Origin of the sequence: Blastococcus sp. CCUG 61487, from assembly GCF_005222955.1 — a bacterium.
In the GTDB taxonomy this organism is placed as follows: domain Bacteria; phylum Actinomycetota; class Actinomycetes; order Mycobacteriales; family Geodermatophilaceae; genus Blastococcus.
The window spans coordinates 1-21684 of sequence record NZ_LWUA01000041.1 but is presented as its reverse complement, the minus strand read 5'-3'; the positions used below and the strand labels follow the sequence as shown (position 1 = coordinate 21684).

Sequence of the window (21684 nt, the reverse complement as noted above, 5' to 3'; positions counted from 1 at the left end):
CCCCGTTCGGTTCCACATTTCTCCGGCAGCGGACCGTGGAGCACTTCTTCGCTCTAAGGTCCTCGCGATTCGGCTCCGGGAGCACAGCTTCCGGAGTTCTCGACCGGAGGGATCCGATGCGGACAGGCGGGAGCGGGGTGCCCCTGCATCTCGGGGGACGGCGCGCCGCCGCCGGGCCGGCGTGGTGGATGCCGGGATGACGACCACCGACACGCGTCGCCGCGACGACGCAGCGACGCGTCCCGCGGCGGCCGAGGCGGTCGCCCGCCGACCGTGGCCGGCGCTGACGCGGGCAACGGTGCGCCGGATGGCGCCGGCGCTGGTCTGCGCGGGGTTCGTGCTGCTCTGCCTGCTGCAGGCGCCCGGCGAGATCGTGGGGGACACCAAGCTCGACCTGGCCGTCGACCCGCTCGACTTCCTGGGCCGGGCGGCCTCGCTCTGGGAGGCGGAGGGGTACGCCGGGCAGCTGCAGTACCAGGCCTACGGCTACTTCTTCCCGATGGGCCCGTTCTTCACCCTCGGGCACCTCCTCGGCCTCCCCGTGTGGGTGGTCCAGCGGCTGTGGCTGGCGGCGCTCATGTGCACCGCGTTCCTGGGCGTGGTGCTGCTCGCCCGCCGCCTCGGCATCGGGACGCCGTCGACCGTGCTGCTGGCCGGCATCGCCTACGCGATGGCGCCCCGGATGCTCTCGGTGATGACCGCCACCTCGGTGGAGGTGACCCCGATGGCGCTGGCTCCCTGGGTGCTCGTGCCGCTCGCGGGCCTGTCCCGGCACGGCTCGCCGAGGCGGGCCGCGGCGCTGTCGGGGCTCGCGGTCCTCGGCGCCGGCGGGGTCAACGCCGTGGCCGCGGCGGCGGTGTTCCCGCTCGCGGTGCTCTACCTGGCCACCCGGCCGGCGGGACCGCTGCGCCGCCGGCTCGCCGGGTGGTGGGCCCTGTGCGCCGGGCTCGCGACGCTCTGGTGGGTCGTGCCGCTGCTGCTGCTCGGCCGGTACAGCCCCACGGTCCTGCCCTACGTCGAGACCGCCGTGACGACGACGGCGCACACCGACGTCCTCAGCGTGCTGCGCGGGACGACCTACTGGATCGCCGCGATGGCCTCGCCCTCGACGGGTCCGCACCTGCCGGCGGGCTGGTCGCTCCTGCACGACGGCTGGCCGATCGCGGCCACGCTCGGGGTGGCCGTCGCGGGCCTCGTGGGGCTCACCCGCCGCGACCTGCCCGAGCGCACCTGGCTGGTCCTGGGCCTGCTGATCGGGGTGGCGCTGGTGTCGATGGGCCACCTCGCCACGGTGGAAGGGGTCTGGGCGGGATCGCTGCACGACGCGATCGATCACGGGCTCGCACCGTTGCGGAACGTGCACAAGTTCGATCCGGTGCTCCGCCTGCCGCTCGCGCTCGGGCTCGCGCACCTCGCCGCCGTCCTCGTGGCGGCCGCGCGACGGCGCGGTACCCGGTCTCGCGCTGCTGCCTGGGCCGGACGGACGACAGCCGCCCTCGCGCTCGTGGCGGTGGTGCTGCCCCTGGCGGGGACGACGGCCCCGGCGCTGGCCGGGCGCATCGGGCCGCCGACGGGTTTCGCCGACATCCCCGCGCACTGGCAGGCGACGGCGGACTTCCTCGCCACCGAGCAGCCGAGCGGGCGCGCGCTCCTGGTACCGGCGTCCAACTTCGGCAGCTACGAGTGGGGCAGGCCGGCCGACGAACCGCTCCAGGCGCTGGCGGACTCCCCGTGGGAGGTCCGGTCGATCCTCCCGATGACCCCGGAGGCGCACACCCGGACGCTGGACACCATCGAGCGTCGGCTGGCGAGCGGGAAGGGGTCCGCGGGGCTGACCGGCTACCTGGCGCGGGCAGGGATCTCGCACCTGGTGCTGCGCAACGACCTCGATGCCACGGACACCCAGTCCACCCGTCCCGCGCTGGTGCGCCAGGCCCTGGACGGATCGCCCGGGATCACCCGCGTGGCCGCCTTCGGCGCCGACCACCCGCGGGCGGCCCTGCCGCCGCGCACCGTCTACGACGCCGGCCTCGGCGACCCGGCGCCCGCGGTCGAGATCTACGCGGTGGCCGACCCCGCTCCCCGGGCCTGGACGGCGCCTCTGGCGTCGGCGGTCACCGTGCACGGCGGGCCGGAGACGGTGCTCGCGCTCGAGGACCGGGGGCTGGTCTCCGGTCGCCCGGTGCTGCTCGCCGGGGAACCGGTGAGCGGGACGGGGGCGGTCATGGTCGGCGACGCCCTCCAGCGCCGGGAACGGAACTTCGGCCGGGTGACCGATGCGCTCTCGGCCGCGATGACCGCGGACGCGCTCCCGGTCCAGGGCCGGCCGCACCAGGACTACCTGCTGCCGGGAATGGCGCGGGCGCAGAGCGTCGTCGCGCACCTCGGCGGCACGCCCACCGCGTCGAGCTCGGCGTCGGACATCGTCGGGGTGGGCGGCAGCCACCCCGGCTCCCACCCGTGGGCGGCCGTCGACTCCGACCTGCGCACCGCGTGGCGGCCCGCGGTCACCGACCCCGGCCGGCCCCGGCCGGACTGGTGGCGGCTGACGACCGAGCGATCGTTCGACGCCTCCGAGGTGGTCGTCGTGCTCGGCGCGGAGCTCGGTGGTGAGCGACCCCGGCGGCTGCGGGTGACGACGGACGCCGGATCCGCGATCGTCCGCGTGCGGGACAGCGGGGAGCCCCAGGCGCTGCGGCTGCCCCCAGGGCCCACCCGGACCCTGACGATCAGCGGGACGACGGAGGATCCCGGCGCGCCGGCGCTGGTGCTGACCGAGCTGGCCGTCCCCGGGGTCGCGCTCGGCCGGACGGTGGTCACCCCGACCCCCTCCGCCGCGGCCGACGCCTACGCCTTCGACGCCGGGACCGGGCGCCCCGGCTGCCTCGCCGTCCAGGAGGGGCTGGTCCGCTGCGCCGCCGAGCTGGTGGACCTGGGCGAGGAGCCGGCGGCGCTCGACCGGACGTTCTCGACGGTGGGCGACGCCGAGCACGAGCTCGCGGTGGCCGTGACGGGCCGCCCGGGTCCGGCGCTCGACGCCCTCCTCGCCGCTGCCCGGGGTGGGCCGCAGGCCGCGGCGAGCAGCGTGGAGGTGTACGACCCGCGCGGGGGTGCGGCCGCGGCCGTGGACGGCGATCCGCGCACCTCCTGGCTGGCCGGCGGCGGGGACGAGCGCCCGACGATCGTGCTCGCCTGGCCCGAGCCGCGGCTGGTCGACTCGCTGCGCATCCTGGCGGAGCCGGGCGCGGCGGTCCTGGAGGCGGTCACCGTCGCCGCGGCCGACCGGTCGGTCACGGTCCGGCCGGACGGGGAGGGGACCGTGCGGTTCGAGCCCGTGGTCACCGACCGCCTCGAGATCACCGTCGAGCCGGCCGAGCGGCGGAGGTCCTTCGACCCCTACACCCTGTGGACGCGTCCGCTGGGCATCGCCATCAGCGAGATCGAGGTCGGCGGACCGAACCCGCCCGCGCCGGCGGACACCCCCGTGCTCCTGCCGTGCGGCGAGGGGCCGGCGCTGGAGCTGGACGGCCGCCCGATCGCCACCCGGCTCGAGACCACCCTCGGCGCCCTCGGGTCCATGCGGCAGGTCCCGCTCACCCTCTGCGACGGCGCGGAGCTGCAGGACCTCTCCGCGGGCGAGCACCGACTGGTCGCGACGGGCACCGCGGCGCTCACCGTGGACGCGGCCACCCTCACCCGGGTCGGCGGTGACGCCGGCGCCTCCGCGGCGGCGCGGGAGGCGGCGGCCGTGACGCGCTGGGACGTCGAGCACCGGGAGGTGACGGTCGGGGTCCGCGACGAGGACGCACTGCTCGTCGTCCCCGAGAACACCAACCCCGGCTGGACCGCCACCCTCGACGGCCGGCAGCTGCGCGCTGTCGTGGTGGACGGCTGGCAGCAGGGCTACGTCCTCCCCGCCGGGCCGGCCGGCACCGTCGTCCTCGACTTCGCCCCCGGGAGCACCTACCGGACGGCGCTGCTCGCGGGGGGACTGGCCATCGGGATGCTCGTCGTCCTGGCCCTGCTCCCCGTGCGGCCGGGCCGGACGCTCCCGACCGGCGGGCGGGACCGGGCCGCGCCCCCGCTCCGGGACGTGGTGCTCGCCCTCGTCGCGGTGGGCGGCATGGCGTTCGTGGCGGGCCCGGTGGGTGTCGGCGCCCTCCTGGGGCTCTGGGCCGTGACGGCGCCGCTGCGCCGGTACCGACCCGCTGCGCTGGCGGTGGCAGCCGGGGGCTCGCTGGCCGCTGCCGGGCTGCTGCTGCTCGTGGACCCCGCGGGCACGGGGACGGCGCGCCAGGTGCTCGCCGTGGTGGCCCTGGGGGCGGTGGTCGCGGGCCTGCTCCCGGTGCCGTCCAGGGTCCCGGCCGGACTGTCCCGGGTCCGGGGCTGGCTGCGCTGGGCCGCGGCGGATCCGGGACGCGCCTGACGGACCGTCAGCTCGTGGGCCGGAAGAGGAAGTTGTTGATGTAGCCCGACGACATCACCATGTTGGCGAGCAAGCCGCGGCTGCGCACCGTCTCGGCGATCCGGCGCTGATCGCGCTCGAGGTCGAACTCGCCGAAGGGGAGCCACTGCCTCCGACGCAGGAAGGACGTGGAGTAGCCCCATCCCTCGACCAGCGCCACGACCTCGTCCACGTGGCCCGGGCTGTCGGGACGGGTCTCGATCTCGACCAGGAGCACCGGGCGGTAGGTGGCGATCGTGGTCGCCGCGCCGCGGAGCACCTGCGCCTCGTGGCCCTCGACGTCGACCTTGATGAAGCCGATGGGGTCGGGGATGTCGATGCTGTCCAGCGTGCGCAGCGGCACCGTCAGCTCCCTGGCGCCGGCGAACTCCGGCCGGCCCAGCGTGGAGCGGCCCTCGCTGCCCGGACCACCGGACGGCACGTGCAGCACGGCCTCGCCGGCGGCGTCGGACAGGGCGGCGTCGTGCACGGTGACGTTCGCCGCGCTGACCGACCGCAGGAACTGCGCCACGTGCGGAACCGGCTCGAAGGTGTGCACCGCCGTCGCCCGGCGGGACAGCCAGTACGTCCACGGCCCCCACCAGCCGCCGATGTCGACGGCGGCCCTGTCGTGCGGGACGAAGTCGCGCAACCGGCGCAGCTCGTCCTCGGACAGCCGGTACTGCATCGCGATGAGGCGGTGCTTCACCCCGTCCGGCAGCACTGCGAAGGCGGCATTGAGGGCGCCCACCGAACTCCGATCGCCGAGACCACGCCCCGTGCGGGCCGGACCGGGCGGGACGGTACCGCGGTCCGCGGGCCCGGACGAGCGACGTCACCCGCTGGTGGACCGCGGTGGCGGCCCGCCGGTAACGTTGACTTGTCTGGATTACCGCCCTAGGTTCCGGGCATGGCCCGCTCGCTGCTCGCCCCGCCGCTGCGCTCCTCGCTCGATCCGGGGAGCGAGAGCTTCCAGCGGAACCGGGCCGACATGCTCGAGCAGCTGGCCGCGCTGGACGAGCTGCTCGAGGAGGCGGCGGCCGGCGGCGGCGAGAAGGCGACCGAGCGGCTGCGGCAGCGGGACAAGCTGCCGATCCGCGAGCGGATCGCGCACACCCTCGACCCGGACAGCCCGTTCCTGGAGATCAGCCCGCTGGCCGGCTGGGGCTCGGACTACACGGTGGGCGGCGGGATGGTCGTCGGCATCGGGGTCATCGCCGGGGTCGAGTGCGTCGTCATGGGCAACGACCCGACGGTCCTGGGCGGCGCGCTGACCCCCTACGCGCTGAAGAAGTGGGCCCGGGCGCTGGAGATCGCGCGCGAGAACCGGATGCCCTACGTGAGCTTCGTGGAGTCCGCCGGCGCGGACCTGCGGCCCGGGGGAGGGGGCGGTGGACGCTCGGCGCAGACCTCGCACTTCGCCGAGAGCGGCCGGCAGTTCTACGAGATGACCGAGCTGTCCAAGCTGGGCATCCCGTCGGTCTGCGTCGTCTTCGGCTCCTCCACCGCGGGTGGCGCCTACCAGCCGGGGCTGTCGGACTACGTCGTCGTCATCGACCAGCAGTCGAAGGTGTTCCTCGCCGGCCCGCCGCTGGTCAAGATGGCCACCGGCGAGGAGAGCGACGACGAGACCCTCGGCGGCGCCCGGCTGCACGCCGACGTCTCCGGCCTGGGCGACTACTTCGCCGAGGACGAGATGGACGCCATCCGGCTGTGCCGCGAGGCGGTCTCGCACCTCAACTGGCGCAAGGCCGGCCCGGAGCCCTCGCTGACCGCGGACGAGCCGATCCACGACCCCGAGGAGCTGCTCGGCCTGGTCAGCCGCGACCTGCGCCAGCCGGTCGACGTCCGCGACGTCATCGCCCGCGTCGCCGACGGCTCGCGGTTCGAGGAGTTCAAGCCGCGCTGGGGCCCGACGCTGGTCTGCGGCTGGGCGTCGATCCACGGCTACCCGGTCGGGATCCTCGGCAACAACGGCGTGCTGCACCCCGACTCCGCGCAGAAGGCGGCGCACTTCATCCAGCTGTGCAACCGGATCGACGTCCCGCTGGTCTTCCTGCAGAACATCACCGGCTACATGGTGGGCAAGGACTTCGAGGCGGCGGGCATCGTCAAGAAGGGCAGCCAGATGCTCAACGCCGTCACCAACTCGACGGTGCCGCACCTGACGGTGATCATCGGCTCGTCCTACGGCGCGGGCACGTACGGCATGTCCGGCCGGGCGTTCGGCAACAGGTTCACCTTCCTCTGGCCGACGGCGAAGATCGCGGTGATGGGGCCCAAGCAGATCGCCGGCGTCATGTCGCAGGTGCGCCGCGGCCAGGCCGCGCGCAAGGGCGTCCCCTTCGACGAGGAGGAGGACGCGAAGATCGTCGCGATGGTCGAGGCGGGCCAGGAGGAGGGCTCGCTGGCGCTGCGGGCCACCGGGGCGGTGAGCGACGACGGGATCATCGACCCGCGCGACACCCGCACGGTGCTGGGCATGTGCCTGTCGTTCGTCGCGAACGGTCCGGTCGAGGGTGCGGAGCAGTTCGGGGTGTTCCGGCTGTGAGCGCCCCCTTCGACACCGTGCTGGTCGCCAACCGCGGCGAGATCGCCCGTCGGGTGTTCCGCACCGCCCGCGCCATGGGCCACCGCTGCGTCGCCGTCTACGTCGACGCCGACGCCGGGGCCCCGTTCGTCGCCGAGGCCGACGAGGCCGTCCGGCTGGAGACCGGCTACCTCGACGGCGCCGCCGTGATCGCGGCCGCGCGGGCCACCGGAGCCGGCGCCATCCACCCGGGCTACGGATTCCTCTCCGAGAACGCCGGCTTCGCCGCCGACGTGCTCGCCGCCGGGCTGGTCTGGGTCGGGCCCACGCCGGAGGTCATCGCGGCGATGGGTGACAAGCTCGCGGCGAAGAAGGCCGCGGTCGCCGCCGGCGTGCCGACCCTGCCGTCGTCGGACGACCCGCGCGACGGCGACGCGGTCGGCTACCCGCTGCTGGTGAAGGCGGCCGCCGGTGGCGGCGGCAAGGGCATGCGCGTCGTCGACTCCGCCGCCGACCTCGCCGAGGCGGTGGCCGGCGCGCAGCGCGAGGCGCTGTCCGGCTTCGGCGACGACAGGGTCTTCCTCGAGCGCTACGTCCGCCGGGCCCGGCACGTCGAGATCCAGATCCTCGGCGACGAGCACGGCAACCTGCTGCACCTGGGCGAGCGCGAGTGCTCCGTCCAGCGCCGGCACCAGAAGATCGTCGAGGAGTCGCCGTCGCCCGTGGTCGACGACGCCCTGCGGACGGCGATGGGCGAGGCCGCGCTGGCCCTGGCCGGTTCGCTGGGCTACCGGTCCGCGGGCACTGTCGAGTTCCTGGTGGACGACGACACCCGCGAGTTCTTCTTCCTCGAGGTGAACACCCGGCTGCAGGTCGAGCACCCGGTCACCGAGGAGGTCACCGGCATCGACCTGGTGCGCGAGCAGCTGCGGGTGGCCGCAGGGGAACGACTCGACCACCGCCAGGACGACGTCGCCTTCCGCGGGCACGCCATCGAGGTGCGGCTCTACGCCGAGGACCCGGCCGCCGGCTTCCTCCCGGCCACGGGCACGGTCGCCGCCTTCGCGCCCGCCGCCGAGCCCGTCGTCCGCTGGGACTCCGGGGTCGAGGCCGGCTCGGTCGTCGGGGTGAGCTTCGACCCGATGCTCGCCAAGGTCGTCGCGCACGCGCCCACCCGCCGCGAGGCCGCCGGCCGGTTGGCGCTCGCGCTGGAGCGGCTGCACCTCGGCGGGCTCACCACCAACCGCGACTTCCTCGTCGCCGTCCTCCGCCACCCTGCCTTCCTCGCCGGTGACACCACCACGGACTTCATCGAGCGGCACGCGCCCGCAGCGCAGCTGGTCCTGGCCGACGACGAGCTGTGCCGGGCCACCGCCGCGGCGGCGCTGTGGCTGCGGGGCCGCAATCGGGCGGAGGCCCGCGTGCTGCGCTCGGTGCCCGCCGGCTGGCGGAACGCCCGGCTGCCCGACTCGTCGGTGCGCTTCCGGCACCGGGACGACGAGGTCGAGGTCCGCTACCGGGCCCGGCGGGACGGCACCGTCACCGTCCGCGACGTCGGCGACGCCCGGGTGCTCGCCTGGACCGCGGACGGCATCGACGTGGAGATCGGCGGCCGGCGCGCCCGGTACGCCGTCACCGCCGACGGCGAGCGGCTGCTCGTGCAGACGCCGCGCGGCACCGTCGACCTCGACGTCGTCCCGCGGTTCGTGCCGCCGGGCGCCGGGGCGGTCGAGGGCGGCTTCGTCGCCCCGATGCCCGGTGTGGTCCTCGACGTGCGCTGCGCCGTCGGCGACAGGGTGACGTCGGGGCAGACGCTGGTGCTGCTCGAGGCGATGAAGATGGAGCACCACGTGAAGGCCCCGTTCGACGGCGTCGTCACCGAGGTGCGGGCCGCCGTCGGGGACCAGGTCGACAACGGCGCCGTCCTGCTGGTCGTCGAGCCCGAGGAGGAGGGCTCCGATGGCTGAACCACGCACCCGGGGGCCGCTGCGGATCGCCAACTGCTCGGGCTTCTACGGCGACCGGCTCTCCGCCGCCCGGGAGATGGTCGAGGGCGGGCCGATCGACGTCCTCACCGGCGACTGGCTCGCCGAGCTGACCATGCTCATCCTGGCGCGCACCCGGGCCTCGCGGCCGGGCGGCGGCTACGCGCGCACGTTCGTGCGGCAGATGGAGCAGGTCATGGGCACCTGCCTGGACCGCGGCATCAAGGTCGTCGCCAACGCCGGTGGGCTGGACCCCGACGGGTGCGCCGAGGCGGTGGCGGAGGTCGCGTCGACGCTCGGCCTGTCGCCGACGATCGCCTACGTCAACGGGGACGACCTGCTGCCGCGGCTCGACGAGCTGGTCGCCGCCGGCGTCGACCTCGCGCACCTGGACACCGGCGAGCCGCTCGGCGACCCGTCCCGGTTCATCAGCGCCAACGCCTACCTCGGCTGCTGGGGGATCGTCGACGCACTGGACTCCGGCGCCGACATCGTCATCACCGGGCGCACCACCGACGCCGCGATCGTCTGCGGCCCCGCCGCCTGGCACCACGGCTGGGCGCGCGACGACTGGGACGCCCTCGCCGGCGCCGTCGTCGCCGGGCACGTCATCGAGTGCGGCACCCAGGCCACCGGCGGCAACTACTCGTTCTTCACCGAGGTGCCGGGCATGGCCCGCACCGGCTTCCCCTGGGCGGAGATCGCCGCCGACGGGTCGAGCGTGATCGGCAAGCACGACGGCACCGGCGGGGAGGTGTCGATCGGGACCGTGACCTCGCAGCTGCTCTACGAGATCGGCAGCCCCGCGTACCTCGGCCCCGACGTCACCGCCCGCTTCGACACCGTGGCCCTGGAGCAGACCGGGCCCGACCGGGTGCGGATCAGCGGGGCCAGGGGCGAGCCGCCGCCGTCGACGCTCAAGGTGGCGATGAACTCCCTTGGCGGCTTCCGCAGCGACCTCGGCGTGGCGCTCGTCGGCCTGGACATCGAGGCGAAGGCGGCGCTGGTCGACGAGGCGTTCTGGGCCGCCTGCCCGTACGAGCCGTCGGACTTCGCCGACGTGACGACGACCGTGGTGCGCACCGACAAGGCCGACCCGGCCACGAACGAGGAGGCGGTCGCCGTGTGGCGGCTGACCCTCAAGGACCCGGACGAGAAGAAGCTCGGCCGGTCGGTGAGCGCGGCGATGACCGAGCTGGCGCTGGCTACCATCCCGGGCTTCTTCGGCATCGGGGGCGGTGGCCGCGACGCCCGCCCGTACGGCGTCTACCGGCCCACCGTCGTGCCGGCCGAGCTCGTCCCTCAGCAGGTGACGGTCCTGGGCGGGCCGACGACGACGATCCCCTCCACCGCCCCGACGACGCCGGCCGCGCCGGTGGAGCCGCTGCCCGGACCGTCGGTTCCGGCGCCGGCGGGGGAGACCCAGCGGGTGCCGCTGGGCCGGGTCGTGGGCGCGCGGTCGGGGGACAAGGGCGGCAACGCCAACCTCGGCGTGTTCGCCCGCAGCGACGACGCGTGGGCCTGGTTGGACGGGTTCCTGACGACCGAGCGGTTCACCGAGCTGCTGCCCGAGACGGCTCCGCTGCGGGTCGAGCGGTACCGGCTGCCGGCGCTGCGCTCGCTGAACTTCGTCGTCCACGGCCTGCTGCAGGAGGGGGTGGCCGCCTCGACCCGTCAGGACGGGCAGGCCAAGAGCCTGGGGGAGTGGCTGCGGGCGCGGCACGTCGACGTCCCGGTCGCGCTGCTCGACGGGACGACGACGTGAGCGTGCCGGTCGCCGTCGAGCGACCCCGCCCGTTCCTGGACCGCGAGCGCCGCAGCCGGCTCACCGAGCGGCAGCGCGAGGTGCTGGAGCTGCTCGACCCGATGTTCCGCGACGGCTTCGCCGACCTCACCATGGCCGAGATCGCCGCGCGGGCCGGCTGCTCGCTGCGCACCCTGTACGCGCTGGCGCCCAGCCGGGACGAGCTCGTGCTCATGGTGGTCGACCGCCAGCTGTGGCGGATCGGCGGGGACGCGCAGCGGATCCTGCGCGACGACATGCCTCCGCTGGACGCGGTGCGCGCCTACCTGCGGGCGGCGCACGAGGCGGTCAGCCGGGCGACCGACGCGTGGTCGCGCGATCTCGCGTCGGTGCCCGCGGTCCGGCAGCTGGTCGACAGCCACAACGAGTACCTCGTCGAGGTCACCCGGCAGCTGCTCGACGCGGCGGTCGCCCGCGGCGACGTCGCCGACATCGACACCACCGCGGTGGCCCGGGTGCTCGCCGGCCTCGGCCGCAGCCTCGCCGCGCCCGAGGTGGCCCGGACGCTGCGCAGCTCGCCCAAGCAGGCCGCCGACGACGTGGTCGAGATCTTCCTGAAGGGACTCCAGCGATGACCGAGCTCGCCGAGACCGCCGCCGACCTGGCCGCCGAGCACGAGGCGCTGGACGCCGTCGTCGCCGGGCTCTCCGCCGAGCAGTGGGCCACGCCGACGCCGAGCCCGGGGTGGACCGTGGCCGACCAGATCGGCCACCTCACCTACTTCGACGGCGCGGCGGCGACCGCGATCACCGACGAGGCGGCGTTCGCCGCCTCGATCGGCCCGCTGCTGGAGGACATGGACGGCGTGACCCTGCACCGCCATCTCGCCCCCGCGGAGCTGCTGGCCGCGTGGCGGGCGAACCGGCGCCGGCTGCTCGAGGTGGCTGCCGGCATCGAGCCCGGCCGGCGGGTGCCCTGGTACGGCCCGTCGATGAGCGGGCGGTCGTTCCTCACCGCGCGGCTCATGGAGACCTGGGCGCACGGCCAGGACGTCGTCGACGCGGTCGGGGCGACCCGCGAGCCGACCGACCGGCTGCGGCACATCTGCCAGATCGGCTTCATCACGCGGAAGTGGACGTACGCCAACCGCAAGGAGGAGCAGCCCGCCGTCGACGTGCGGCTGGAGCTGACCTCGCCGTCCGGGGACGTCTGGCGCTGGGGCCCCGACGACGCGCCGGAGTCCGTCCGCGGGCCGGCGCTGGACTTCTGCCTCGTCGTCACCCAGCGCCGGCACGTCGACGACACCGCCCTGCAGACCGACGGCCCGGCCGCCCGCGACTGGATGGAGAAGGCGCAGGCCTTCGCCGGGGGCGCCACCGACGGGCCACCGCCCGGCGGCCGTTCCCTGACCTGATCCGATCGACCCACCCCCGAGAGAGGCCCCACCCGTGCGCACAGCCGCCACCGACCTCGTCGGCATCGACGTCCCGATCTTCGCCTTCAGCCACTGCCGCGACGTCGTCGCCGCCGTCACCAACGCCGGCGGGCTCGGCGTCCTGGGCGCCGTCGCCCACACCCCCGAGCAGCTCGACATCGACCTGACCTGGATCGAGCAGGAGGTGAAGGGCCGCCCGTACGGCGTCGACCTGCTCGTGCCCGAGAAGTTCGCCGGCGCCGAGGCCGGTGGCCTGGACCGGGACGCCCTGGGCGACCTGCTGCCCGACGAGCACCGCCAGTGGCTCGACGGGCTGCTGCACAAGTACGACATCCCGCCGCTGCCGGGCGACGCTCCGACGGGCGGCCGCAGCTCCGGCGTGGGCGGCATGCGGGTGGACCCGAAGAGCATGGCCCCACTGCTCGACGTGCTGTTCGCGCACGAGACCAAGCTCGTCGCGTCCGCGCTGGGCCCGCCGCCGCCGCACTTCATCGAGCGGGCGCACGGTGCCGGCATCCCGGTGGCGGCGCTGGCCGGCTCGGTGCACCACGCGGTCCGGCACAAGGAGGCCGGCGCGGACCTGATCGTCGCGCAGGGCACCGAGGCCGGCGGGCACACCGGCCAGATCGCCACGATGGTGCTGGTGCCGGAGGTGGTCGACGCGGTCGGCCCGCTGCCGGTGCTGGCCGCCGGCGGGATCGGACGGGGCCGGCAGCTCGCCGCCGGCATGGCCCTGGGTGCCGACGGCGTGTGGTGCGGCTCGGTGTGGCTGACCACCGAGGAGGCCGAGACCAACCCCGCGGTCAAGGAGAAGTTCCTCCGCGCGGGCCTCGGCGACACGGTGCGCTCCCGGTCGATGACCGGCAAGCCGGCCCGGATGCTCCGCAGCCCGTGGACCGAGGAGTGGGAGGCGCCCGAGAGCCCGGGCACCCTGCCGATGCCGCTGCAGCCGATGCTGGTCGGCGAGGCGCTGGCGCGGATCAACCGGGTCGCCGACAAGCCGGGGACGCCGGCCAACGACCTGGCCACCTACTTCGTCGGCCAGATCGTGGGCAGCGCGAGCATGAGCACCGTCCGGCCCGCCCGGCGCGTCGTGCTCGACATGGTCGAGGAGTTCGTCGAGGCCGTGGAGCGGCTGGGGCGGCTCACGGAGAGCTGACGGTCGACCCGCTGGACCCAGGGGGCCCGGACCCGTCGTGGTCCGGGCCCCGGGTTCACCCGTCCGGGCCGGTCGCCGGTCCGTAAGGTTCCCGGGACGTCATCCGCCGAACGACCGGGAGGAACGCGGTGCAGCACGAGGGCGATGCCCAGCCGACGGTGCACGACGTCCTGGATCTCGAGGAGATCGACCGGGACCTGTACCGCAGCACCCTGGTGTTCGCCGACCCGTTCCCGCTGTACGGCGGTCAGGTCGCCGCCCAGGCGCTGCTGGCCGCCGGGCTGACGGTGGCCGAGGGCCGGCTGCCGCACTCGCTGCACGGCTACTTCCTGCGCAGCGGGGACGCCGCCCGGCCGACGATCTTCCGGGTCGAGCGGGACCGCGACGGCGGCTCGTTCTCCGCGCGCCGCGTGGTCGCGGTCCAGGGCGGTGAGGTCATCTTCAGCATGGCCGCCTCCTTCCACGCCGGCGGCGCCGGACCGGACTTCCCGGTCCAGGAGATGCCGGACACCGACGGGCCGGAGGGGCTCGCCAGCCACGGCATGCCGCGGCTGTTCACGATGGAGAGCCGCCGGCCCGGTCAGGCCGACCCCGGCTGGCGGCTGCCGACCCGGTTCTGGGCCCGGACGACGGTGCCGCTGCCCGACGACCACCTCGTGCACGCCTGCGTGCTCACCTACCTGTCCGACATCGGCACGGGCCTGGCCAACATGCCGCAGGACGAGGCGAGCCCCGGGCCGACGCTCGACCACGCCGTCTGGTTCCACCGGCACGTGCCCCTGGACGAGTGGGTGCTCATGGACATGCAGCCGGGCACGGTCTCCGGTCGACGCGGCTGGTACACCGGTGCGATCTTCTCCGCGGCGGGCACCCTGGCCGCCAGCTTCACGCAGGAGACCCTGTTCCGGGCGGGCAAGAACCCGTTCCGCCCGGGCAGCTAGCGGCCCTCAGGAGGCCCCGTGCCCGACATCTCGATCCCCGGCGGCGAGAGCGCCCCGGAGCTGCGCGCCTACCTCGCGACGCCGCCGACCGGCGAGGGGCCGTGGCCGGCCGTCGTCGTCGTCCACGAGGCGCTCGGGCTCAACGACGACACCCGCCAGCAGGCCGACCGGCTGGCCGCGGCGGGATACCTCGCCGTCGCCCCGGACCTGTTCACCGCCGGGGGCGTGCTGCGCTGCCTGAGGTCGACCTTCGGGGCGATGCTGCGCGGGGAGGGCGCCGCCTTCGGCGACCTGGAGGCCACCCGGCGATGGCTGGTCGAGCGGCCGGACAGCACCGGGCGGGTCGGTGTCGTGGGCTTCTGCATGGGCGGCGGGTTCGCGCTGCTGGCCGCCACGCGCGGTTTCGACGCGGCGGCGCCCAACTACGGCGCCGTCCCGGACAACGCCGAGGAGGTGCTCGCGGGCGCCTGCCCGATCGTGGCCAGCTACGGCAAGCGGGACCGGATGTTCCGGGGCGCGGCGGCGGAGCTGTCGGGTGTGCTGACCCGGCTCGAGGTGCCGCACGACGTCGAGGAGTACCCGGGCGCCGGCCACTCGTTCATGAACCGGCACAACCTCGGTCCGTTCAGCGTGCTGGAGAAGGTGGCCGGCTTCGCCTACCACCAGCCCTCGGCCGAGGACGCCTGGGCGCGCATCCTGCGGTTCTTCGAGCAGCACCTGCGGGCTCCCGCGTCCTGAGCCGCTCAGTTCCCGCGCGGGTCCTCGTCCTCGTGCGGGGGCACGCTGTCGGCGACGACGGCGCCCCGCTCGCCCGCCGGCCGCTCGGGGCCGACGGTCGAGTCGCGCACGGTCTGCCGCTCGCTCTCCGCGTTGACGGTGGCGCCGATGATCACGAGGAAGACGCTGAGCCACAGCCAGAACATGCTGATGGCCACCCCGCCGAGCGAGCCGTAGGTGGTCTCGTAGGAGCCGAGGCTCTGCACGTAGGCGAACAGCACGAGCGACGTCACGAGCCACAGCACCGTGGCGAACGCGGCGCCGACGCTGATCCACCGCCAGCGCGCCCGCTGCCGGTCGGGGGCGAAGCGGTACAGGACGGCGAGGACGAGCGCGAGCAGCACGGCGAGGGTCAGCCACAGCACGGCCGGCGCGAGTGGCCGGAGCGGATCGGGCAGCCGGTCGAGCCGGCGGGACAGCGCACCGGTGCCGGCGATCACCGCGCCCAGGACCACCGCGCCGGAGAGCACGAAGGTGACCGCGAGGCGGGTGCGCTGCCCGAAGCTGCGGGTCTCGGTCTCCGAGTAGGCCAGGGTCAGCGCGTCGATGAGGTAGGTGGCGGCGGTCGTCGCGGTGACCAGCGCGACGACCAGCCCCGACAGGCCGCGCCAGGTGAGCACCTGCGCCGAGGCGGTGGTGATCGTGGTCAGCTGCTCGGCCACCAGCGGCTCGAGTTCGGGCGGCAGCACCTCGGCGACCGAGGAGAGCTGGTCGAGCGCCTGGTCGGGGGTGTTGACCGCGCCGTAGATCGACAGCGCCGTCACCAGCAGCGGCGCGATCGACAGGATGGCGAAGAAGCTCACGGCGGCGGCCAGGGCCATGAGGCGGTCGTCGAGGACGTGCCGCGCGGTGCGGCCCAGGATGCGCAGCCAGTCCCGCGGCGGGATCCGGTGCGGCCCGTGTGCCTGCAGCCACCGCGCGCGCCCGCGTGCCGGCCGCGCAGTTCCCATGCCGGGGTACTGCCCGGTCGACGTCGTCGCCACGCGGGCGGACCGGCGTCCGCTGCGGACCGCGCCTGCCCGCCCACCCTGCTTCACTGAGCCCATGCATCTCGGGATCGACAGCTTCGTGGCGGCGGTGACCGATCCCGCGACGGGTCGGCTCGTCGGACCCGAGGAACGGATGGCCCACCTCCTCGAGGAGATCGAGCTCGCCGACCGGGTGGGGCTCTACTCGTTCGGGATCGGTGAGCACCACCGCAGCGAGTACTACGACTCGGCGCCGCCGGTGATCCTCGCCGCGGCGGCGGCCCGCACTTCGCGGATCCGCCTGGGCAGCGCGGTGGCGGTGCTCAGCGCCGCGGATCCGGTGCGGGTGTTCCAGCAGTTCGCCACCGTGGACCTGATCTCGAAGGGCCGGGTCGACCTCGTCGTCGGCCGCGGCTCGTTCACCGAGGCGTTCCCGCTGTTCGGCCTGAGCCTGGCCGACTACGACGAGCTGTTCGCCGAGAAGCTGGACCTGCTGCTGCGGATCCGGGAGTCCGAGCACGTCACCTGGTCGGGCCGGCACCGCCCGCCGCTCACCGGGCAGGGCGTCTACCCGCGGCCGCTGCAGGACCCGCTGCCGATCTGGGTGGGGGTGGGCGGGACACCGGAGTCGTTCGTGCGGGCCGGGCTGCTCGGCCTGCCGCTGATGGTGGCCATCATCGGCGGCGAGCCCCGGCAGTTCGCGCCGCTGATCGACCTCTACCGCCGGGCCGGCGCGCAGGCGGGGCACCCGCCGGAGCGGCTGAAGGTGGGGCTGCACGTGTTCGGCTTCGTCGCCGAGAGCACGCAGGCGGCGGCCGACACGATCTACCCGGGCTGGCACGAGCTGTTCGACAAGGTCTCCCGGGAGCGCGGGTTCGCCCCGCCCAGCCGCGCGCAGTTCGACGCGACCAGCGGCCCGAACGGCGCCTTCTTCATGGGCGACCCGGACACGGTGGCGGAGAAGCTGGTGCGGATCGCCGGGCAGCTCGGCGGGGTCGACCGGATCTCGATCCAGATGACCAACCCGCGGCTCGCGCACGCCGACCTGCTGCGCGGCATCGAACTGCTCGGCACCGAGGTGGCACCGCGCGTCGCCTCGGCGGCTCGGCGATGATCAGCTCACCTGATCGTCGGACGTCCTCCCTCGCGGTCCACAGTGAGGGAGGACGCCGGATGATCAGGTGAGCTGATCAACACGCGGAAGTGCACGGACACGGAGGTGGCGGATGGCCGGCTCGCAGGAGTGGAGCATCGACGGGCACGGCGGGCGGCTGGCCGGCCGGACGTGGGACGGCGACGGCGCCCCCACTCACGTCGTCCTCCTGGCGCACGGCTACGGCGAGCACTGCGGCAGGTACGGGCACGTCGCCGAGGCGCTCGTCGACGCCGGGGCCGCGGTGCATGCCGTCGACCACGTCGGGCACGGCAAGAGCGAGGGCGAGCGGGTCGTCGTCGGCGACTTCGAGTACGTGGTCGACGACCTGCACGCGGTGGACCGGCGCGCCCGCGAGCAGCACCGGGACCTGCCGGTGGTGCTGGTCGGCCACTCGATGGGTGGCCTGATCGCCGCCCGCTACGCCCAGCGGTACGGCGACACGCTCGCCGCGCTCGTCCTCTCCGGTCCGCTCGTCGGCCCGTGGGAGGCCGCGTCCCAGCTCCTCGCGCTCCCGGAGATCCCCGACGTCCCGCTGGACATCACCACGCTGTCCCGCGACCCCGAGGTCGGCCGGATCTACGCCGCCGACCCGCTCGTCTGGCACGGCCCGTTCAAGCGGCCCACCGTCGAGGCGATCGCCCGGGGGCTCGCGGCGATCGAGGCAGGCCCGTCGCTCGGTGCGCTGCCGCTGATGTGGGCGCACGGAGAGGCCGACCGGCTGGTGCCCCTCGAGAGCACGCGCGCCGGCGTGGAGAAGCTCCGCGGAGAGCGCTACGTCGAGAAGATCTACCCCGGCGCCCAGCACGAGATCTTCAACGAGACCAACGCCGACGAGGTCCTCGCCGACGTCGTCGCCTTCATCCGCGACGCCCTGCGCTGACCGCTCCCCAGGAGGCAGACCCCGTGGCAGAACCGAGCGTGCTCGCCGTCTTCGCGCACCCCGACGACGAGTCGCTGTCCGCCGGTGGGCTCCTGGCCCGTGCCGTCGACGCCGGTGCGCGGACCGCGGTGGTCACCGCCACCTGGTCCGAGGGGTCCGTGCGCGCCCGCGAACTGGCCGAGGCGGTCCGGATCCTGGGCGCCGGTGCGCCGCGCATGCTGGGTTACGCCGACGCGAAGGTGCCCGAGTCCGCGCCGGGACGGCCGCCCTTCTGCGCGGCACCGCTCGACGAGGTCGTCCGGGCGCTGGTCGTGCACATCCGCGAGTTCCGTCCGGACGTCGTCGTCACCCATGACGCCTACGGCGGGATGACGGGTCACCCCGACCACCTCCACACCAACCGCGTGACGGCGCTGGCCGCGGAGGCGGCCGGGCTCGAGCTGTACCCGGACGCCGGGGAGCCGTGGCGGCCACGCTCCCTGTACCTCGCCACCCACCCCATGTCGGTCGTGGCGGAGCTGCGGACGGTGATCGGCGAGCAGCGGGCCGTCCACGGCGTCCTGGACGAGCAGATCAGCGAGCGGATCGACGTCTCCCCGTGGCTGGAGCGCAAGATCGCCGCTGTCCTGGCGCACCGGAGCGAGGCGGACCGGGGAGCGGTCCCGGGGCTGGTCGCCGCGGCACATCCCGAGGCACGCGCCGCGCTGCTCGGCACCGAGTGGTACCTCCACCGGAGCCCAGGTGGGGAGCCTGTCGAGCGCGCGGGCTAGCTCCGACGGTCAGGGTGCGAGCAGGGCCCGCACGGTGTCGATCGTGTCGGCCTCGGCCGGGGTCTTGTCCGGGCGGTAGCGCAGCACGCGAGCGAACCGGAGCGCCACGCCGCCGGGGTAGCGGGGGCTGCGCTGCACGCCGTCGACGGCGATCTCCACGACCAGCTCGGGTCGCAGCAGCACCCCCCACTCGGGGCGCTCGCGGGCGAGGCCGGGGAACGTCTCGGTCTGCCACGCCAGCAGCTCGTCGGTCATCCCCTTGAACGTCTTGCCGACCATGACCGGCTCGCCGCCGTCGGGGTCACGGGCGCCGAGGTGGATGTTGGAGAGCGTGCCGGTGCGGCGGCCGTAGCCCCACTCCGCACCCAGGACGACGAGGTCGAGGGTGTGCACGGGCTTCACCTTCTGCCACGCCTTGCCGCGCCGGCCCGCGGCGTACGGCGCGTCCAGCGCCTTGACGACGACGCCTTCGTGCCCGCCGGCCAGCGCGTCGTCCAGCACCTGCGCCGCCTGCTCAGGGTCGGGCCGTCGCACGCCGGGCATCCGCAGCGCCGTGTGCGCGTCGTCCGCCAGCAGCCCGGCCAGCGCGTCGAGCCGTGCGTCCAGCGGCTCGTCGAGCAGATCGCGGCCGTCGAGGTGCAGCAGGTCGAAGAAGAACGGGCTGAGCACGGTGGCCGCGTCCGGGGCTTGGCTGCCGAAGCGGCTCATCGTGTCCTGGAAGGCGCGCGGGCGGCCGTCGTCGTCGAGCGCGAGGGTCTCTCCGTCGAGGACGGCGGTCCGGCAGGGGAGCGCCTGCACCTGCGCGACCAGTTCGGGGACGCCGTCGGTGATCTCCCGCAGCGTCCTGGTCCAGACCCGGACGACGTCGCTGTCCCGGTGCACCTGGATGCGCGCGCCATCGAGCTTGAACTCCACGGTGACCTCGGCGCCGAGGTCGGCCAGGGCGGCGTCGAGCGAGGATCCCGGGCTGGCCAGCATCGGGCGCACCGGACGTCCAACCTCCAGGCGGACCGCCTCGAGCGCGTCGACGCCCCCGGTGAGCGCGGTGGCGGCGGTCTCCGGGAGCCGGCCGGAGAGCATGAACGCACGGCGCACGGCAGCCGGCGGGACCTCCGCGGCCGCGGCGACGGCGTCGAGCACCACACCCTCCAGCGCGCCCTGCCGCAGCTCGCCGGTGAGCAGGCTGCCGAGGAAGCGCTGCTCCGCGGCGGTCGCTGCCGACAACAGCCCGGTGAGCACCTCGTCGCGGCGGGCCGCCGAACCCGCGCCGGACGTCGTCGCCAGGTCGGCGAACGCCTCGACGACGGCGGCCACCGTCAGCGACGGCTGCTCCGCGACGGGACCCGTGCGGGCGGCGAGAGTGCGCCAGCCGACGCCGAGCCGGCCCTGGCCGGTCTCGCCGGAGAGCCACGCGGTGACCGGCTCGACCTCCGCCGGTTCGGCCCGGCGGAGCAGGTCGGCGATGGCGCCGGCCTTGGCCGTGCGGGAGCGCGTGCCCGCGACGCGAGCGGAGGTGTCGACGACGTCGGCGAGCAGCACGCGGCCATCGTGGCAGCCGGTACCGACGTTGCCGAACGGCCCGGTGTGGGCGGGAGGCGCCGAGCGCGGTAAGCATGCGGGCATGACCGCCACCGCACGCGACTCCGACCTCGTCGTCTTCGGGGCGACCGGCTTCGTCGGCAAGCTGCTCGCCGCCTACCTCGCCGAGCACGCTCCTGCGGACCTCCGCATCGCTCTCGCCGGCCGCTCGCGGGCCCGGCTGGAGGAGGCGCGGGCGGCGCTGCCGGCGGCCGCTGCGGACTGGCCGCTGATCGAGGCCGACGCCTCGGACCCGGCGTCGATGGCAGCGCTGGCCGCCAGGACGCGGGTCGTGGCCACGACCGTGGGGCCGTACGCGCGCTACGGGATGCCGCTGGTCGAGGCGTGCGCCGCGGCCGGGACGCACTACGCCGACCTGACCGGCGAGGTGCTGTTCGTCCGTGACGCGATCGACCGGACCGACGCCGTGGCGCGGGAGAGCGGCGCGCGGATCGTGCACGCGTGCGGCTACGACTCCATCCCGTCGGACCTCAGCGCCATGCTGCTCGCCCAGCGTGCGGCCGCGGACGGCGCCGGTGGGCTGCGCGACGTCCGGTTGGTGGCGACGCTCAAGGGCGGGTTCAGCGGCGGGACGATCGACTCGATGCGGGCGCAGGTCGAGGCGCTGAAGAAGGACCCGTCGCGGCGTCGCGTCGTGGGCGACCGCTACGCGCTGAGCCCCGACCGCGCGGCGGAGCCGAGCACCGAGCAGCCCGCGGACGGGAGCATGCCGGCGCGGACCCCGGACGGCCGCTGGACGGCGACCTTCGTGATGTCCTCGTTCAACACCCGCATCGTGCGGCGGAGCAACGCGCTGCAGGACTGGGCGTACGGCCGCGAGTTCAGCTACGGCGAGGTCATGGGCGTGGGCGGCGGAATCCGTGGCGCCGTGACGTCGGGGATCGTCACGGCCGGGCTGCTGGGCGCCGTCTCCGCGATGAGCTTCGGGCCCACCGCCTCGCTGCTCGACCGGGTGCTGCCGGCCCCGGGAACGGGGCCGAGCGAGGAGGCCAGGAAGTCGGGCTGGTTCCGGATGGACGTCGAGGCGAGCACCGAGAGCGGCCGTCGGTACAAGGCCGTCGCCGCGGGCAAGGGCGACCCGGGCTACGCCGCGACCGCGGTGATGCTGGGGGAGTCGGCGCTCGCGCTCGCCCTGGACGGCGACCGGCTGCCCGACCGAGCCGGCTCGCTCACCCCCGCGACGGCGCTGGGCGATGTCCTGGTGGAGCGGCTGCGCGCCGCCGGCCACACCTACGAGGTCACCCCCGCCTGACAGTGAGGATGTAGGCGCGCCCCGCAGCGGTCGTTCCTGACCCA

General features: G+C 74.9%; 16 protein-coding genes. 13 read left to right on the top strand and 3 right to left on the bottom strand.

Annotation, left to right across the window (positions count from 1 at the left end; translation table 11 throughout):
* Nucleotides 1–196: 196 nt before the first annotated feature.
* Nucleotides 197–4426, top strand: coding sequence for an alpha-(1->3)-arabinofuranosyltransferase domain-containing protein (locus A6V29_RS03830; RefSeq protein ID WP_137159065.1), 4230 nt, complete (start codon nucleotides 197–199; stop codon nucleotides 4424–4426).
* 7 nt (nucleotides 4427–4433) lie between these two features.
* On the opposite strand, the gene A6V29_RS03825 is transcribed toward A6V29_RS03830, so the two are convergent.
* On the bottom strand, nucleotides 4434–5195 hold the full coding sequence (locus A6V29_RS03825; RefSeq protein WP_137159064.1) for an FkbM family methyltransferase: 762 nt from the start codon (nucleotides 5193–5195) through the stop codon (nucleotides 4434–4436).
* Nucleotides 5196–5354: 159 nt separating this feature from the next.
* Here A6V29_RS03825 and A6V29_RS03820 point away from each other — a divergent pair, with 159 nt between their 5' ends.
* The 8 genes from A6V29_RS03820 (at nucleotide 5355) to A6V29_RS03785 (ending at nucleotide 14976) form a co-directional block, all read left to right on the top strand.
* On the top strand, nucleotides 5355–6995 hold the full coding sequence (locus tag A6V29_RS03820; RefSeq protein ID WP_137159063.1) for an acyl-CoA carboxylase subunit beta: 1641 nt from the start codon (nucleotides 5355–5357) through the stop codon (nucleotides 6993–6995).
* Nucleotides 6992–8941, top strand: coding sequence for an ATP-binding protein (locus A6V29_RS03815; protein ID WP_249932994.1), 1950 nt, complete (start codon nucleotides 6992–6994; stop codon nucleotides 8939–8941). Before A6V29_RS03820 ends, A6V29_RS03815 begins: the two co-directional genes overlap by 4 nt.
* Nucleotides 8934–10724 (top strand): acyclic terpene utilization AtuA family protein, encoded by a 1791-nt coding sequence (locus A6V29_RS03810; RefSeq protein ID WP_137159062.1) that lies wholly within the window; start codon nucleotides 8934–8936, stop codon nucleotides 10722–10724. The genes A6V29_RS03815 and A6V29_RS03810 overlap by 8 nt, the downstream gene beginning before the upstream one ends.
* The gene (locus A6V29_RS03805) at nucleotides 10721–11338 is read left to right on the top strand and encodes a TetR/AcrR family transcriptional regulator (RefSeq protein WP_137159061.1); all 618 of its coding nucleotides are present in this window, start codon (nucleotides 10721–10723) and stop codon (nucleotides 11336–11338) included. Before A6V29_RS03810 ends, A6V29_RS03805 begins: the two co-directional genes overlap by 4 nt.
* A complete protein-coding gene (locus A6V29_RS03800) occupies nucleotides 11335–12117 on the top strand; it encodes a TIGR03084 family metal-binding protein (RefSeq protein ID WP_137159060.1) in 783 nt (260 codons plus the stop codon). Before A6V29_RS03805 ends, A6V29_RS03800 begins: the two co-directional genes overlap by 4 nt.
* A 34-nt stretch (nucleotides 12118–12151) precedes the next feature.
* On the top strand, nucleotides 12152–13297 hold the full coding sequence (locus A6V29_RS03795) for an NAD(P)H-dependent flavin oxidoreductase (RefSeq protein ID WP_137159059.1): 1146 nt from the start codon (nucleotides 12152–12154) through the stop codon (nucleotides 13295–13297).
* A gap of 128 nt (nucleotides 13298–13425) precedes the next feature.
* Nucleotides 13426–14238: an acyl-CoA thioesterase gene (locus tag A6V29_RS03790; protein ID WP_249932993.1), complete on the top strand. Its 813-nt coding sequence runs from the start codon at nucleotides 13426–13428 to the stop codon at nucleotides 14236–14238.
* A gap of 18 nt (nucleotides 14239–14256) precedes the next feature.
* Nucleotides 14257–14976: a dienelactone hydrolase family protein gene (locus A6V29_RS03785; RefSeq protein WP_137159058.1), complete on the top strand. Its 720-nt coding sequence runs from the start codon at nucleotides 14257–14259 to the stop codon at nucleotides 14974–14976.
* Nucleotides 14977–14981: 5 nt separating this feature from the next.
* On the opposite strand, the gene A6V29_RS03780 is transcribed toward A6V29_RS03785, so the two are convergent.
* Nucleotides 14982–15998 (bottom strand): YihY/virulence factor BrkB family protein, encoded by a 1017-nt coding sequence (locus A6V29_RS03780; RefSeq protein ID WP_249932992.1) that lies wholly within the window; start codon nucleotides 15996–15998, stop codon nucleotides 14982–14984.
* Between the two features lie 61 nt (nucleotides 15999–16059).
* On the opposite strand from A6V29_RS03780, the gene A6V29_RS03775 reads away from it, so the two are divergent.
* The 3 genes from A6V29_RS03775 to A6V29_RS03765 all read left to right on the top strand — a co-directional run bounded on the left by A6V29_RS03775 (nucleotide 16060) and on the right by A6V29_RS03765 (nucleotide 18789).
* Complete coding sequence (locus A6V29_RS03775) at nucleotides 16060–17097, top strand: LLM class flavin-dependent oxidoreductase (RefSeq protein WP_137159057.1); 1038 nt, start codon at nucleotides 16060–16062, stop codon at nucleotides 17095–17097.
* 112 nt (nucleotides 17098–17209) lie between these two features.
* Complete coding sequence (locus tag A6V29_RS03770) at nucleotides 17210–18019, top strand: alpha/beta hydrolase (RefSeq protein WP_137159056.1); 810 nt, start codon at nucleotides 17210–17212, stop codon at nucleotides 18017–18019.
* Between the two features lie 23 nt (nucleotides 18020–18042).
* Entirely contained in the window at nucleotides 18043–18789 is a 747-nt protein-coding gene (locus tag A6V29_RS03765; RefSeq protein ID WP_137159055.1) for a PIG-L deacetylase family protein, read from the top strand.
* A 9-nt stretch (nucleotides 18790–18798) separates the two neighbouring features.
* Here the strand turns inward: A6V29_RS03765 and A6V29_RS03760 are convergent, their stop codons facing one another.
* The gene (locus A6V29_RS03760; RefSeq protein WP_137159054.1) at nucleotides 18799–20328 is read right to left on the bottom strand and encodes an ATP-dependent DNA ligase; all 1530 of its coding nucleotides are present in this window, start codon (nucleotides 20326–20328) and stop codon (nucleotides 18799–18801) included.
* Nucleotides 20329–20410: 82 nt separating this feature from the next.
* Between A6V29_RS03760 and A6V29_RS03755 the strand changes: the two genes are divergently transcribed.
* Nucleotides 20411–21640, top strand: a complete 1230-nt coding sequence (locus tag A6V29_RS03755; protein ID WP_137159053.1) for a saccharopine dehydrogenase family protein — start codon at nucleotides 20411–20413, stop codon at nucleotides 21638–21640.
* The last annotated feature ends 44 nt before the right edge of the window (nucleotides 21641–21684 follow it).

What these genes read in the sequence shown, in the direction of transcription:
- A6V29_RS03830 (WP_137159065.1), top strand. Translation starts at nt 197, where the DNA reads ATGACGACCACCGACACGCGTCGCCGCGACGACGCAGCGACGCGTCCC.
- A6V29_RS03820 (WP_137159063.1), top strand. Translation starts at nt 5,355, where the DNA reads ATGGCCCGCTCGCTGCTCGCCCCGCCGCTGCGCTCCTCGCTCGATCCG.
- A6V29_RS03810 (WP_137159062.1), top strand. Translation starts at nt 8,934, where the DNA reads ATGGCTGAACCACGCACCCGGGGGCCGCTGCGGATCGCCAACTGCTCG.
- A6V29_RS03800 (WP_137159060.1), top strand. Translation starts at nt 11,335, where the DNA reads ATGACCGAGCTCGCCGAGACCGCCGCCGACCTGGCCGCCGAGCACGAG.
- A6V29_RS03775 (WP_137159057.1), top strand. Translation starts at nt 16,060, where the DNA reads ATGCATCTCGGGATCGACAGCTTCGTGGCGGCGGTGACCGATCCCGCG.
- A6V29_RS03770 (WP_137159056.1), top strand. Translation starts at nt 17,210, where the DNA reads ATGGCCGGCTCGCAGGAGTGGAGCATCGACGGGCACGGCGGGCGGCTG.
- A6V29_RS03755 (WP_137159053.1), top strand. Translation starts at nt 20,411, where the DNA reads ATGACCGCCACCGCACGCGACTCCGACCTCGTCGTCTTCGGGGCGACC.